Here is a 14,041-nt window from a genome sequence, read left to right as displayed (position 1 = left end):
AATCGGGCGCAAGGCCCGAACCTACGTTATCGCTCTTAATGTTCGTTTTATATCCGGTGCGCTTACGGGCGGGGTGATAAATTTGTGATGTCTTTTTGACCATAAATTGATGCATCAATTTATTGTTTAATACGTTCCTGCGCCTTACACTTGTATCAGCATAGAAAAAGAGGAGTATGCCTGACTATTTTTTCTATCATTTCTTCCCAAAGGAGGAGTAAGCATGCATCATATCTCACGGGACACGCTGAGAGGTGTCCTGCTGACGCGTAGACCGCGCGGTCTGCTCCTGCGCGTCGGCGCGCTGTCGCTCTTAGTACTTGGAAGTCTCTTGATCGGGATCTTCCAGCCGCTGGCGGTGACGCACGCGGCCTCGTACTGCCAGGTGACGTATAGCGTGCCCAATCAGTGGCCCGGCGGCTTCACCGGCAATATCGTAGTCCAGAATACCAGTTCCTCAGCCTGGACGAGCTGGAAGCTGACCTTTAGCTTTCCATCCAGCAGCCAGGTGGTGAGCCAGGGCTGGAACGGCAACTTCACGCAGTCGGGCCAGAACGTGACGGTGACCAATATGGACTACAACGCGAACGTGGCCACCAATGGAACCGCCAATCCCGGCTTCAACGCCAGTTGGTCGGGCAGCAATCCGGCGCCGACCAGTTTCGCGGTGAATGGCAATCCGTGTAATGGTTCTTCGTCCAACCCTACTCCAACCCCCGTTCCTCCAACTCCCACACCGGGCACGACACCGACACCTGTTCCTCCAACTCCCACACCGGGCACCACGCCCACGCCTGTTCCTCCGACCCCCACACCAACCGGGACGCCCACGCCTCCGGGAACGCACGTGGATAATCCCTACGCGGGAGCAAAGGGCTATATCAACCCTGATTGGGCCAATGAGGTGACGACGGCGGCCAACACCAAAGGTGGCACGCTCGGGACCCAGATGGCGAAGGTGGCCAACAATTCAACGGCCGTCTGGCTGGATCGCATCGCGGCCGTCACGGGCGGCACCGGCGTCACACGCACGCTGTCAGGACACCTGGACGCGGCGCTGCAGCAGGCCAGCACCAGTAGCCAGCCGATCGTGATTACGCTGGTCATCTATGATCTGCCAGATCGCGATTGCGCGGCCTACGCCTCCAACGGCGAGCTGTCGGTGGCTAACAACGGCCTGGCCATCTACGAGTCGCAGTACATCGATCCAATCGCGTCTACCCTGAGCCAGTCTAAGTACAGCAACCTGCGCATCGCTACGGTCATCGAGCCGGACTCGCTGCCCAACCTGGTTACCAACCTGAGCGTGCCCAAGTGTGCCGAGGCCAATTCGAGCGGTGCCTACGTTAAGGGCATTCAGTACGCCCTCAACAAGCTGCACGCCATCTCCAATGTCTACAACTATATCGATATCGCGCACTCCGGCTGGCTCGGCTGGTCCAGCAACTTCCAGCCCGCCGTCGACCTGATCAGCAACACAATCAAGGGGACGACCGCCGGCGTCAATAGCGTCGATGGCTTTATCAGCGACACGGCCAACTATACGCCAACCCACGAGCCCTACATGACCGCCAACCAGCAGGTCGGTGGCAATCCGGTGCGCTCCGCCAGCTTCTACCAGTGGAACCAGTACATCGACGAAGCCACCTATGACACCGATATGCGCAACGCCTTCATCGCCGCGGGCTTCCCAAGCAGCATCGGCATGCTGATCGACACCTCCCGCAACGGTTGGGGCGGTTCCAGCCGACCGAGCGGCACCAGCAGTTCGACCGACCTGAACACCTTCGTTAATGCCAGCAAGATCGATCAGCGCTACGACCGTGGCAACTGGTGCAACCAGCCTGCCGGCATCGGGACCCGGCCGACCGCCAGCCCGGCTCCTGGCTTTGACGCCTATGTATGGATCAAGCCTCCCGGCGAATCCGACGGCACCAGCGACAAGACCCAGACCTCCCCGGACGGCGAGGGCAAGCAGTTCGACGCCATGTGTGATCCCAATGGCACCAGCCGCTACAATTCGGCCGTCCCGACCGGCGCCCTCCCCAACGCCCCCGATGCCGGCCACTGGTTCGAGTCCGAATTCGAGATCCTCGTCCAGAACGCCTACCCCACCTTCTAACCCACAGGAGCCGACCTCTGTGACAAGAGGTCGGCTCCCCTACGTTCGGGCCGCGCGCTCCCTGGTCGCTTGCGTAGCAGCGGGCAAGTATGAGCATCTTGATCCTTACCAGGTATAGAAACTGTCCACCCCATAGGTTCCCAGGGCCAGGGAAAGCTCGCCGCCATGATGGATCTCATGTTCCATGACATGCCAGACAATCCACTGCCGTGTATGCGCGGACTCCTCTTCCAATCCTTGATTGCGCAGCCATGCCTGATGAGCGGCCGAGGGTGGAATAAGCTGCTCCAGATCGGCGGGAGTCCAGCGGTCCAGGGCAGAAGAGATCACGCGCCAGGTCTCCTCGAACATGACGACCAGTTCTGCGGCCTCAGTTACGTATGATTCGTCTCCCCACCCGACCAGAGGGGCGTTTTCTTCTCCCATCCACCCCGAGAACCAGTTGACCCTTGCACTGATCATATGCTCAAGAAGCTCTCTCATCGAACGGTAATGGGTTGTTACAGGGAGGGCAAGTTGTTCGTGGGAAAGCGCTGCGATCGTTTTGACAATGGCTTGTTGATAGTTCTCCCAGCCCGGTTTGTAAAATGTGGCCAGGGGAGATACCTGTTCTGTCATAGTCGTCTGCTCCTTGCTTCTGATTATGTACTCCCATGAGGAGGAGTGTGAGCATCATAGCACAGAGAAAGGAGCCAGACTTCTTCTATATTGCTCTTCTGGCCCACGCGAGATCACCGCCGGGCTATGCCGTCTCCGCGTTAGGACGGAGCCCGATCCCTATGATTGTAACATGACGAGGGCGTGCTTGTCGGGTGATTGGACGCCGAAGATGTGGCCAAAGGGCATCTGGACGATGGGGGTGGTGCCGGCGCCACGGGCGGTAAGCGCGGTGTGGAGCTCATTGATGTCGTCAGGCTTGAAGTAGAGCTCGATGGTGCCGGCCGGCGGCGTGTTCTCACCAACCAGGCTGAGGCCGAAACCGATCCTCTGCTCGTTACCGATCAGGCCGCGAAACGTAGGGCCACTCTGCTCAGGATTGGCCTTAAATCCCAGCGCTTCGGTGAAGTATTTGCATGACTCTTCAAGGTCCGAGACGTAGAAAACCACAAAGTCGAGTACTGGCATAGTAAACATGTTCATTTCTCCTTGTTTATCATTTCAAGAATCTTGATCAATTTCTGCTGCTTTTAGCAGCTCGCGTTTGTCTATACCAGTAGTGTAGCGCATGGTTGTGACAGCATTATGGCAACAGCGTTTTCACTTTGTGGGAATATTCTCAAACTGGTAGTTCTGTAGCATGTGGCTCGCTTCCACGGCCAGCAGGTCGCGCAGCGAGTCGGGCTCAAGGATCCTGACATGGCGTCCCCAGCTGAGCAGCCATTGCAAGATATCGCGCTCCTGGCGCACTTTGAGCGTGACCAACAGCCCCTCAGGTACCTCTTCTTCGGCGCTGACGTAGTAGGAGCGTCCTTCGCGCACCCAGCGGGCGACCTCACAATCAAAGAGGACGCGCGCGGTCATGCTGCGCTGCTGGTCGCGCTCGCTCTGGCTGATACTGACGCTGGCGGGCCGCTCAAAGGTGCGCGGCAGCAGCTGCAGGTCCTCCATGCGATCGAGGCGAAAATTACGGATATCCTGACGCAGGTGGCAGTAGGCGGTCAGGTGCCACGCGCTCATGATATAGACCAGGCTATAGGGATCGGCCTCGCGCGTCTGGGGCTCACTCTGCTCATGGCTACGGTGACGCGTATGATAACTGAAACGGATCGTGTTGCGGTCGAGCAGCGCCCGGCGCAGTTGCTGCAGGGTCGCCTGCTCCCTATCGTCGGGAGACGTGAGGGGGCCGATAAAGCGAATGTTACTTTGCAAATATTGAACGTCGGCGCGTAGAGACTCGGGGAGGACGCCCTCGATCTTGCGTACGGCCGACTCGGCGGCGGCTCGATACTGGGCATCAAAGTTTCTGGCCATAAATTTTCCGCCAAGCAGCAGCATGGTGGCCTCCTCGCTCGTAAAGCTGAGCGGCGGCAAGAAATAGCCCTTCATCAGCGAGTAGCCCTGGCCCGGCACGGAAACAATGGGGACGCCCGCCTCACACAGGGCCAGGATATCGCGATAGATCGTACGCTTGCTGGTCTCAAAGGTCTCCGCCAGATCCTCGGCGCGCTGCCGACCCTTGCGCTGCAGTTCAAGCACGATCGCTAACAAACGATCAGTCTTATTCATCGCTCACTCCTACCTTAAACGCATCAAACGAGGATCGTAGGTTCGGCCCTCGCGGCCGATTGCCGCGCAGCGGCCCCGTTCCCGGGCGCGCACGCTCCACCAACGATCCCATCTCTCTCAAAGGTGTGCCTGAGCGTTACGTTGAACGTATTGGGAGTTGCCCGGCACCTACGAAAGTACCTATCTCATCTCATAGGGGAGATCAACATGATACAATGCTCTTTTATACTCTATTTCAATCTATAAAGCTAGCATCCATTTATGTCTACCCCCAGATGCAATGAAAGAGGACGCAATGCATATGGCTCAATCTCAAAATGACCAGAATATTCTGTTGGCGATGTTGGGACAGATGGGTATATCGATCAATAGTGAAATACCAGTAGTGGATGGGCAGTGGACGTTTCTACAAGATGGCACACAGGTGATCGCCCATTTCGATGCGGCTTCATCTTTTCTCACTACACTCTATTTAACGGCCGATACACTTATTCTTCCAGCTGAACTTAATCAGCTGGTACATATAGAGGATCTGCGCCTGTGGGGGCGCGAGTCGATCGTTCTGCCAGATGACCTGACGCAGCTTGTCAACCTGCAGCGACTACAGATGGCGTGCGCGGCGGTGCCGACTTTGCCATCCGCGCTGGCCCAACTGCCGAAGCTGCGCTCGCTGACACTGTCTGGCTATAGCTACTGGACCCACCTGCCCGAGACGCTCTGGCAACTGAAACAGCTTGAATCACTGACAGTAGGACAGTGCCAGCTCCAGATGCTACCCGCAGGACTGGGCCAGCTACGCATGCTGCGCCAGCTCTCGCTGCGCGAGTGCGGTCTCCAGGAGCTGCCCGATGAGCTGGGACACTTAACCTGGTTGAAACAGCTCTACCTCAATCAGAATGAGCTGCAGGCCGTGCCCGCGACGATCGGCAACCTGACCCGGCTGCGCCTGCTGCGGCTGGAGAACAATCGTCTGACCTCGCTGCCCGACGAGCTGCGCTCGCTCACCCGGCTCGAAGAACTGGCGCTGACCGGCAATCCTCTTCAGCAACTGCCCGAGGGCCTGGGAGAGCTGACGCAACTGCACACGCTGCTGGCCTCCACGCGCGCTTTCCCCTACGCGATAGCCCGGCTGACGAAGCTCCACACACTCTCCTTGAGCAACCTGAACATGGGAGAGGAAGAGGCCGGCGCCGAGGAGTGGGCCAGCGCCATCGGTCAGCTGCCGCGTCTGCGCTACCTGTCCCTTGAGAATTGTAAACTCCCCGTGCTGCCCGCCAGCGTGGAACGGTGGCGCAGCATCCAGGAACTTGACCTGCGTCGCAACCAGCTGCAGACGCTCCCCCCGGAGGTGGGCTACTGGACCCGGCTGCGCGTACTCTACCTGGCTTTCAATCCCCTGCACTCCCTTCCAGACGAGGTGGGACGGTGGTCGCGGCTCTCCAGGCTGCAGGCCATGCGCACCCGGCTGCAGACCCTGCCGGCGACCGTCGGTGGCTGGCGTGAGCTGCGTGAGCTGGTCATCAGCGACAGCCTGCTCGAATCGCTCCCAGAGGAGGTGGGACAGTGGAGCGAGCTGCAGCAGCTCTACGCGCACAAAAATCGCCTGGCCGCGCTCCCCGCCAGTGTGGGACGCTGGGGCCAGCTACGCATGCTGCGCCTGAACAGCAACCGCCTGACCGCGCTCCCCAACAGCGTCTCCTCCTGGCAACAACTGGAAGAGCTGATCCTGACCAACAATAGACTATATGAATTACCAGACGGAATGGGACAACTCGCGCAGCTGCGCGACCTGCAGCTGGCCAACAACTGCCTGCATATGCTGCCCGCGCAGCTCGGCGAGCTCCACCACCTGCACACGCTCAACGTTATGCAGAACGTCCTGACCTCGCTCCCGGTCGAAATCGCCCGGCTCAGCACACTTGAACACCTCCACCTGTATGGCAATCCGCTGGCCGAGGTTCCAACCACGCTCCAGAGCCAGCTCGTCAACTGCGACATCCACATTTAAGAACACCAATACTCATTTTGAGCTGGCTATCCATCCCTGACAGTTTTTGTCAGGGATGTTTGCTATACTGGGCTTGAGTTTCGCGTTCTGGCAACAAGTAAAGGAGGATAACGCTGAAATTTGATCGCCTACTCACACTCATCTTCCTGCTCCAGCGGCAACCACATCTGACGGCCAGGGAGATGGCGGCGCGCCTGCGGGTCTCGGAGCGCACACTGTACCGGGACATCAATGACCTCAGCCTGGCGGGCGTGCCCATCTATGGAGAAGCCGGGCCAGGAGGTGGCTATGCCCTCCTGCCAGGATATCGACTCGAAATGGCCGGCCTGAACGAGACCGAACTGAGCACGCTTTTCATCTCAGAAGGCCGGGGACCGCTGGGCGACCTCGACCTGCATACGACGCGCGAGGTAGCACTGTCCAAGGTCCTGAGCACGCTGTCTGAGCGAGACAGACGCCGGGCGGCTGAGCTGCAAGAGCTGCTGCATGTTGATCCAACCGGCTGGAACTTTCCAGCCGACCAGGTGCCTTTCCTGCGCGCGGTCCAGGATGCCGTCTGGCAGCAGCGCCGCGTCTCGTTAACCTACCGGCGCGAAAACGGAGCTATCTTGACGCCCATGGTCAATCCCCTGGGACTGGTCGTCAAAGCCGGCACCTGGTACCTGGTCGGGGACACAGGTGAGACGATCCGCCCCTTCAGGATCGCGCGCATTCAGCGAATAGAGGCGCTTCAGGAGACATTCAAGCGGCCAGAAGGGTTTCAACTGGCCCGCTACTGGGGCGAGTGGTGCGCCCGCTTCTTTCCATCCTACCCGGTCACGCTCCAGGTCGCGCCGAAAGGGATTCCCCGCCTGATGCAGATCTTTGGGGAGTCTATCAGCGACGATCTGCTGAGCGCCCAACCCGACCACACTGGCTGGCGCACGATCTCGCTGGTCTTTGAGACCATGGAGACGGCACGCGCGGCTCTGCTGGATCTGGGTCCGACAGCGGAAGTGCTGGAACCGGTCGAGTTGCGCGAGAGCGTCATAGCGTGGGCGCAGGCGTTGCTGTCTCGCTACGGCGACACAAAAAACGACCCCTGGATTCGATCCTCGTGATCGATTTCCCCCTTCCAACACATCAGACATCAAAAGGAGCATACACATGAGAGATACCTGGGAAAGGCGCCATCACGTCCTCCAATTAGAGCATACAACCATCGAGCAGATGCTGCGGCCGGTGCTCGCCGGCCGCTCAATCGCTGCGGCGGAGCTATTGAGCGCGGGCCGCAACAATACCCTGTACAAGGTCATGGTCGAGGGTCGAGAAGAGCCGCTGGTGCTGCGCCTGTTCCAGGATGATCCCGGCGCCTGCAAGAAGGAGGTGGAGCTCTACAACCTGCTACACACACGCGTACCGATGGCGGAGATTCTGCATGCCGATCCTGAGGGCCGCGCCCACGGCTATCCCTATGCCGTGACGCGCTGGGTCGAGGGGATACTGGTCGAGGATATCCTGACGGGCAAGGCGCAGGCGGACCTGTCGCAAGTAGGGTACAGCGTGGGTGAGGCGCTGGCGACGATCGGCTCCTATACCTTCGCCCATCTGGGCTTCTTCCACGACGGCCTGCAGCTCGACGACTGGGGAGACAATGCGGAAGAGATCGTGGTCGACGAGGAGAAGGGCTATCAGCGCTACATCTCTTCCTGCCTCTTCCCCGACAAAGGTGAGCGCTGGCTGGGTCCCGAACTGACGGCGCGCCTGTGGCAGCTGGTCAGAGAGAACGCCCACCTGATGCAGGTAACGGCGGTGAGTCGCTCGCTGGTGCACGCCGACTTCGGTGGCTCCAACCTCATCGTCCGACCCCAGAGGGATGGAGGCATCCAGCTGGCCGCTGTGCTCGATTGGGAGTTCGCCTTTGTCGGCTCCTCGCTCTTTGACCTGGGCAACCTCTTCCGCTACGAATGGCTCATCCCCAAAGCGTTCGAGGCCGCCTGCCTGCAAGGCTACACCGACAACGGCGGCGTGCTACCTGCGCACTGGAAAAAGATCACCAAACTCTTCGACCTGATCAACATCTGCACCTTCCTGCAGGCATCCGAGCCGCGCGGCACCCTGATCGATGACATGATCACCCTCGTCAACTGGACCCTCGACCACTGGGATACCTACGGGGAGCATAGGGAGATTCCTTTTGGGCACCGCATGGGGGATCTCAATGTCCAGCAAACAAGGAACGACGTGTAGGTGTCGGGCTCGCCCCGACCTGGAGCACCGCGACCCGGTACCTTCACGAAGCGATTCCCTTTAAAATGATGCGCTGGCCTACGCGGTATGCGGCCAGCGTTTTGGCCAGGGGAAACCGAACAAAGATGGTGCCAGGTCGCGGTGCTCCAGGTCGGGGCAAGCCCGACACCTACCATGCATGTTCGTTTTCTCGTTGCCGTTGCTTATGCCTCTTTGAGGATGCCGTCGTAAATCTCTGCCAGCGATAATTCTAAATCAAGCTGCTCCAGGTGGATGAGCTGCATGCCTGTGAAGACTTCTTGTCGCCAGCCACTGCTCTTCCGATATACTTCAACATAGCGGGCCATCTGACTGACCAGTATGTATACTTCCAGCGTGGAACAGCGCTGGTAGCGGGCGAACTTCTCGTTCCTGTCATACGCTTCTGTGCTTGGCGAGAGCACCTCAACGACGATCAAAGGGGAACGAATCTTGAAGGGCTTCGCGTATTCATCATCATCCCAATCGCCGCGATCGCAGGTCAGCACCACATCGGGAACCACAGGAGGACGATCTGGAATCGCCACATACTGATCGCGATGGGTGTGGCAAGGTCCACGCCTCCCCAGTTGCTCGGAGAGCAATAGATCAATACGCGACGAGAGCGCGCTATGCTTAGGACTGGAGCCGGTCATGTTATAGGCGATGCCGCCGATAAGTTCGTAGCGATACGGGCTTTCAGTCTGGATAAGCTGCCCAAAGGCTTCCTCCGTCATCGGAATACCATGGGCAGATGTATATTCATCGTCCTGTTGCGGATCAAGTACCACCAGCATATCTCCTTCCCTTCACGCCTTCTAACCCGATACCCAGAGTATAACATGCTGATCAATATAGCACATTTTCTCCCATTATAGCATGTAAACTATGGGAAACATCCAACCATGATAAACTCTCTGGCGGAGCTGTCAATACATCTCATTCAAGCTCTTCAAAGGTATCTTCTGATGTATAAAGAGGAACCACAGATACTTCCGCCAACTCGGTGTCTGGTTTAGCCGGGTCCTTGATATACTGGCCCTTGTCCTTTAAATCACCGCTGAGCCAGAGTTCAAACCATGCCTCCAGTGAAGGCGCTTCTAACAGAAAGGTCATATTGTGACTGGCTTTGGTGCTAGGGCGATGCAGATAAACGTGACCAGTGGCCGCATCCAGGCAAGAGGTGGTCGCGTAACCCCAGTCGCAGAGATATAGGAAATAACGAGGCCAGCTGTTTTCAAAGAGGTCGAAGGAATCACCAACAACCAGGGAAACAGCATAATCTTCAATTTCGATTATCTGAGCATGTTTAAGATGGAAGTTGTAGCCGTCTACAATATTGCCAGCCTCTTCAAAACCAGTCAGAGCGCCGTGTAAGCCATAACCAGGGCCAAAGCCGCCATTGGCGACTTGCGTGTAGAGCATGTGAAGAAATGGTGGAAGTGGAAAGCCGAGAGCTTGTTCTGTAGCCAGGAGTTGCTCTTCCGTAGCTGGCACATAAGCGAAGCTAGCTTTGCGTGGATGATCATCGGGGTCGTGATCGATCCGTTTTTCTTCACCTCCCTCTGTATAATAGATTTCGTACCGCTCATTACGCTTGGTATAGAGTGCAGTGTTGCTTTCATCACCACCATACCATTTCTGTTGGCGACATTTTTCCAGAATATGCTCAACCAATCTTTTCTGCTCCATCATATATTCTTTCTCTTAATCTCAAATGTTATAAATCGAACATATGTATTCCTTTAGCCAACCAGAGTTCAAACCATGCTTCTAGCGACAGCGCTTCACACTCAAAACCATATTGATTATCTCCATAGTAAGCCTCACGAAAAACACGGCCAGTCTGGATATCAAGATAGGAATAGATAGCGCATCCCCAGTGACAGAGGCAGAAGAAGTTGTTAGGCCAGACATAACCAGGAATCATAATATGCTTCGCTTCAGGGGTTTGTCTCTCGAAAACGGAAAAATCTACAAACCGAGCTTGCCGCTTGCTAGAGAGACTGGTATTTGTAAGGGAAGAGAGGCCATAGCCAGGGCCAAAGCCACCATTGGCAAGACGAGAGTAAATGGCATGCAAAAGGGGAGGGAGAGAAAAACCAAGATTCTGCTCAACTATCTGAAGCCGCTCTTCGGTGATAGGAGCATACTCAAAGGCCCATACAGTAGGGATCTTGTCAGTATCAGTGCGGCGATTTATAGGATATTGTTTGCCATCACGATCATACCAGAACATGGTACCCCCGTCTTCCAGGTTGCTTTGGAGCTGATCGGGGATATACATATCTGGTCCATACCAGCGTTGCTGTTGGCATTTCTCCAGAATGCGCTGACACAGGCTATTAGAAGCGTCGTTCATACAACTTATTTACTTCTTTTCTTGTTTAATCAGATTGAGCATATCGTGTATGCTGGAGCTAGTATACAATAGAACTTATGTTCTAGTCAAGAGGAAACAGAAATACATCTGGTCTTTGCCGATGAACCGAGGCATGTTCTCTTCTGAAAATGAAACATTTTTATGCCAGGTGGTGTCTTCAGGCATGAAGGACCTGCAGCGAAGCGGCCCAGGGCCACCATAACATGCTCTGCTCCAGGCTCCAATCAGGGCAGGCACGGCCCTACGACCAGGAGCGTGCCAGACCAAAAATGCGCCGCACGGTGCGCACGATGTGGCGGAAGAGCAGCAGGAAGAGAATTACGAACAGGAGCAGGCCGATGAACATTACGGCGGGCGCCAGCAGCGCGATGATGACTCCCACGACGGTGATGATATCCTCGACGATGCTGAGGACGATGCTGGAGATGTCGGCGGTGAAGAGCGCGGCGCCGCCGCGAATGCTCATCTTGGTGAGATGTACGGCCCCGGCCAGCAAGAAGCCCGCCACGGCCATCAAGAAGATCAGCAGGCCAGAGTTGACGGCTTGATCGATGGCGCCGATGACGCCCGCTTGCAGTCCCATGAGGGCTCCCATGTGCCCGGCGATCAGGGCCGATTGCACGCCCGGCAAGGCAGCGACGCCGGTCTGGTTGGTCATGGCGGCGGCGATGAAGGCGCCGGCGATCGGCCGGATGGCGGTATGGATCGCGTTCCAGAAGTGGTTGCCGACCAGGACCTTGTCCATTACCAGGTCGGCGATGGTCAGGATCGCCATGGCGATGATAAACCAGTCCTGCCCGATAAACGCGAAGTGCGGATTGATCGTGCAGAGATGGAACCAGCGATGCGCGCACGCCAGTATCAGCAGTGGCATATAGGCGTTGATGCCGGTGATCCCGGCCAGCCCCAGCGCGGTCCCGAGCGTGGTAGTGGTCAGTGTAGTCAGGCCGGAGGCCGAGCAAATATTCATAATCGTTGATCCTCAACCTTGTATATTTTCCACCTGGCTGTGGATTAGTTCTGCTATGTATATAGTACGTTTCTACGTGGGCGCATCGGCAATGTCTGGGAGGGAGGTTTGATCATGGGTTTTCCTATGATCAAGAAGGTTGTGGGGACCAGCTGTGCCTGTGAGGATGGTGAGTGGAAGGGGAGCAAGCGGCTATTCAGTGGCGAGAAAGCGCAGGCGCTCGCGGTCCAGCACGACGGCGCGTCCCTGGCGCATCTCGATGGCGCCCGCCGCCTCCAACTCTTTGAGGGAGCGGCCCACGACCTCACGAGCGGTGCCCGCCAGGGCCGCCATCTCTTGCTGGGTCATGTGATAGGAGTGGTTGGACTGCGCGGAGGCGGCCTCCTGATCCAGGAGGATTTTGGCCACGCGGGCCGTGACATGGCGCAGGGAGAGGTCCTCGACCAGCGTGACCAGGTGACGCAGCGCGCCTGTGAGCGAGTGTACGACGGCCTCGGCCACCTCGGGGCGGGTCATGATCAGGGTGCGCAGGTCGGCGCGCCGGATAACATACACGTTGCTCCGTTCCATGGCCGCCGCGCTGGCGGGATTGGGACCCCCATCTAACGCGGGCACATCGTTGAAGGTGTGGCCGGCTGATATCATGCGCAGGACCTGCTCCTTGCCGCTGGGTGAGGTTTTAAAGACTTTGACCAGGCCCGAATGCACATAGTGTAGCGCGCCCCCCATGTCTCCTTCCAGCACAATGAGGTCGCCGCGCTCATATGAACGCTCCTGCGTCATTGCCGCCACCTGCGCCAGATCCTCCTGCTTGAGTTGCGCGAAGAGCGGGATGTGGCGTAACACATCAAGATCGATGGGCATAAGATCAATCCTTCCAATCCGGCTTTACAAATGTGTCCTGGGAGAAAAGATAGCAGAAGAGAACCGGGGGTGTCAATTCTGTGCTTTGATGGCAGATTGCGACTTTTGTCACGGCGCCATGCCCCTCCTCTGATCTATATTTGAGACATAAACATGTTGGCCCTCCTTAAAAGCCTGAAGAATTGAGAGAGGCACGTACGGAGGTGGGTCAAACAAGATAGAAAAACAGCCCATTGCTTGATATAGCATGAGAAAGAGAGAAAGATCATGACCCAACAGACAACACATCACAAAGCGGAATCGGTAACCGTCCTGGATGTACGACAAGAACTGGCCGAGGGGGGCGAACCCTTCGTGCGTATCATGGAAGCGGCCGGCAAGGTTCAACCCGGCGGCATCCTTGTCGTTATCGCGCCCTTTGAACCGCTACCACTGTACGAGGTCCTTGGCGCGCTGGGATTCACCCATCAAACAGCGATGGTGACCCCCGACACCTGGGCGGTCCGCTTCGCGGCGGCGAAATAGCAAGGGATACGATAATCACGCATTTTCATAACATGGGGTAGATACAATGACAGCACAACATCAATCAGAACAACAGCAGCAGCAGGTCGTGGGAGCAACGGGGGATGCATCGGGCAAGATGATCGTCTTCAAGATCAAGGAGCCGGATAACGTGCCCGAGGAGCACCCGGCAGTTCAAATACTATCAGATATCGGGGCGGCTCGCCTGGTGCTGTTTTCCTTCAAGGCTGGCCAGCAATTGAAAGAGCATAAAACGTCCAGCCAGATCATCGTGCAGGCGATCCGTGGCAGCATAGAATTTACGGCTAACGATTCACAAACCACCTTACAGGCTGGCATGGTACTTCAGCTAGAAATGAACGTCCCCCATAGCATCGTCGCCATCACAGATGCGCAGGTGCTGGTCACCATGGTCCCCAGCCCATCGTACCATAGCCTGCAGCGCGAGGTCTTCCAGAATCTGCAACCCCTGGTCACACGCACCACCGAAGATATAAAACGGGAAGTACAGGAGGGCGGCTAGCCCTCCTGCCGGGGTGTGGGGTGTCCCTCATAGGCGTCAAATTAAGCAGAAGGTTGGCCTTCTGCACTCCCAATGCGGGAGGTGCAGGAGGGCGGCTAGCCCTCCTGCCGGGGTGTGGGCGAGCATGCTGGGAGCATGCTCAAGTCCCCACAAAACTTTTTTTCTCCTCTCGT

General features: G+C 57.2%; 14 protein-coding genes. 6 read left to right on the top strand and 8 right to left on the bottom strand.

Annotated features, from left to right (window positions below; all coding sequences use genetic code 11):
* Nucleotides 1–223 precede the first annotated feature (223 nt).
* A complete protein-coding gene (locus KTT_RS22010) occupies nucleotides 224–2,122 on the top strand; it encodes a glycoside hydrolase family 6 protein (RefSeq protein ID WP_126598253.1) in 1,899 nt (632 codons plus the stop codon).
* 105 nt (nucleotides 2,123–2,227) lie between these two features.
* On the opposite strand, the gene KTT_RS22005 is transcribed toward KTT_RS22010, so the two are convergent.
* The 3 genes from KTT_RS22005 to KTT_RS21995 all read right to left on the bottom strand — a co-directional run bounded on the left by KTT_RS22005 (nucleotide 2,228) and on the right by KTT_RS21995 (nucleotide 4,348).
* Entirely contained in the window at nucleotides 2,228–2,740 is a 513-nt protein-coding gene (locus KTT_RS22005) for a DinB family protein (protein ID WP_126598251.1), read from the bottom strand.
* A 159-nt stretch (nucleotides 2,741–2,899) separates the two neighbouring features.
* Complete coding sequence (locus KTT_RS22000) at nucleotides 2,900–3,256, bottom strand: VOC family protein (protein WP_160146041.1); 357 nt, start codon at nucleotides 3,254–3,256, stop codon at nucleotides 2,900–2,902.
* A 123-nt stretch (nucleotides 3,257–3,379) separates the two neighbouring features.
* Nucleotides 3,380–4,348, bottom strand: coding sequence for a helix-turn-helix transcriptional regulator (locus KTT_RS21995; RefSeq protein WP_126598247.1), 969 nt, complete (start codon nucleotides 4,346–4,348; stop codon nucleotides 3,380–3,382).
* A 301-nt stretch (nucleotides 4,349–4,649) separates the two neighbouring features.
* On the opposite strand from KTT_RS21995, the gene KTT_RS21990 reads away from it, so the two are divergent.
* From KTT_RS21990 to KTT_RS21980, 3 genes are all read left to right on the top strand, one after another.
* A complete protein-coding gene (locus KTT_RS21990) occupies nucleotides 4,650–6,356 on the top strand; it encodes a leucine-rich repeat domain-containing protein (RefSeq protein ID WP_160146040.1) in 1,707 nt (568 codons plus the stop codon).
* A 107-nt stretch (nucleotides 6,357–6,463) separates the two neighbouring features.
* Nucleotides 6,464–7,456 carry a helix-turn-helix transcriptional regulator gene (locus KTT_RS21985; protein ID WP_307720659.1) on the top strand — a complete coding sequence of 331 codons (993 nt, stop codon included), beginning with the start codon at nucleotides 6,464–6,466 and terminating at the stop codon, nucleotides 7,454–7,456.
* 46 nt (nucleotides 7,457–7,502) lie between these two features.
* Nucleotides 7,503–8,585, top strand: a complete 1,083-nt coding sequence (locus tag KTT_RS21980; RefSeq protein WP_126598241.1) for a phosphotransferase family protein — start codon at nucleotides 7,503–7,505, stop codon at nucleotides 8,583–8,585.
* Between the two features lie 203 nt (nucleotides 8,586–8,788).
* On the opposite strand, the gene KTT_RS21975 is transcribed toward KTT_RS21980, so the two are convergent.
* From KTT_RS21975 to KTT_RS21955, 5 genes are all read right to left on the bottom strand, one after another.
* Complete coding sequence (locus KTT_RS21975) at nucleotides 8,789–9,394, bottom strand: Uma2 family endonuclease (protein WP_218030962.1); 606 nt, start codon at nucleotides 9,392–9,394, stop codon at nucleotides 8,789–8,791.
* Nucleotides 9,395–9,542: 148 nt separating this feature from the next.
* Nucleotides 9,543–10,298: an SMI1/KNR4 family protein gene (locus KTT_RS21970; protein ID WP_126598239.1), complete on the bottom strand. Its 756-nt coding sequence runs from the start codon at nucleotides 10,296–10,298 to the stop codon at nucleotides 9,543–9,545.
* 25 nt (nucleotides 10,299–10,323) lie between these two features.
* A complete protein-coding gene (locus tag KTT_RS21965) occupies nucleotides 10,324–10,890 on the bottom strand; it encodes an SMI1/KNR4 family protein (protein WP_160146039.1) in 567 nt (188 codons plus the stop codon).
* A gap of 337 nt (nucleotides 10,891–11,227) precedes the next feature.
* Nucleotides 11,228–11,956 (bottom strand): DUF4126 domain-containing protein, encoded by a 729-nt coding sequence (locus KTT_RS21960; protein WP_126598235.1) that lies wholly within the window; start codon nucleotides 11,954–11,956, stop codon nucleotides 11,228–11,230.
* Between the two features lie 192 nt (nucleotides 11,957–12,148).
* A complete protein-coding gene (locus KTT_RS21955; protein ID WP_126598233.1) occupies nucleotides 12,149–12,820 on the bottom strand; it encodes a Crp/Fnr family transcriptional regulator in 672 nt (223 codons plus the stop codon).
* Between the two features lie 267 nt (nucleotides 12,821–13,087).
* Between KTT_RS21955 and KTT_RS21950 the strand changes: the two genes are divergently transcribed.
* A complete protein-coding gene (locus KTT_RS21950) occupies nucleotides 13,088–13,345 on the top strand; it encodes a DUF2249 domain-containing protein (protein ID WP_126598231.1) in 258 nt (85 codons plus the stop codon).
* 46 nt (nucleotides 13,346–13,391) lie between these two features.
* Nucleotides 13,392–13,868 carry a cupin domain-containing protein gene (locus tag KTT_RS21945; RefSeq protein ID WP_126598229.1) on the top strand — a complete coding sequence of 159 codons (477 nt, stop codon included), beginning with the start codon at nucleotides 13,392–13,394 and terminating at the stop codon, nucleotides 13,866–13,868.
* Nucleotides 13,869–14,041: the final 173 nt, after the last annotated feature.

The sequence above is a fragment of the Dictyobacter aurantiacus genome, from assembly GCF_003967515.1.
GTDB lineage: Bacteria > Chloroflexota > Ktedonobacteria > Ktedonobacterales > Ktedonobacteraceae > Dictyobacter > Dictyobacter aurantiacus.
Note: the sequence above shows the minus strand (reverse complement) of the source record. Positions and strands in the feature narration are given on the sequence as shown.

Coding starts and splice junctions, on each gene's coding strand:
- KTT_RS22010 (WP_126598253.1), top strand. CDS start 224: ATGCATCATATCTCACGGGACACGCTGAGAGGTGTCCTGCTGACGCGT.
- KTT_RS22005 (WP_126598251.1), bottom strand. CDS start 2,740: ATGACAGAACAGGTATCTCCCCTGGCCACATTTTACAAACCGGGCTGG.
- KTT_RS22000 (WP_160146041.1), bottom strand. CDS start 3,256: ATGTTTACTATGCCAGTACTCGACTTTGTGGTTTTCTACGTCTCGGAC.
- KTT_RS21995 (WP_126598247.1), bottom strand. CDS start 4,348: ATGAATAAGACTGATCGTTTGTTAGCGATCGTGCTTGAACTGCAGCGC.
- KTT_RS21990 (WP_160146040.1), top strand. CDS start 4,650: ATGGCTCAATCTCAAAATGACCAGAATATTCTGTTGGCGATGTTGGGA.
- KTT_RS21980 (WP_126598241.1), top strand. CDS start 7,503: ATGAGAGATACCTGGGAAAGGCGCCATCACGTCCTCCAATTAGAGCAT.
- KTT_RS21970 (WP_126598239.1), bottom strand. CDS start 10,298: ATGATGGAGCAGAAAAGATTGGTTGAGCATATTCTGGAAAAATGTCGC.
- KTT_RS21965 (WP_160146039.1), bottom strand. CDS start 10,890: ATGTATATCCCCGATCAGCTCCAAAGCAACCTGGAAGACGGGGGTACC.
- KTT_RS21960 (WP_126598235.1), bottom strand. CDS start 11,956: ATGAATATTTGCTCGGCCTCCGGCCTGACTACACTGACCACTACCACG.
- KTT_RS21955 (WP_126598233.1), bottom strand. CDS start 12,820: ATGCCCATCGATCTTGATGTGTTACGCCACATCCCGCTCTTCGCGCAA.
- KTT_RS21950 (WP_126598231.1), top strand. CDS start 13,088: ATGACCCAACAGACAACACATCACAAAGCGGAATCGGTAACCGTCCTG.
- KTT_RS21945 (WP_126598229.1), top strand. CDS start 13,392: ATGACAGCACAACATCAATCAGAACAACAGCAGCAGCAGGTCGTGGGA.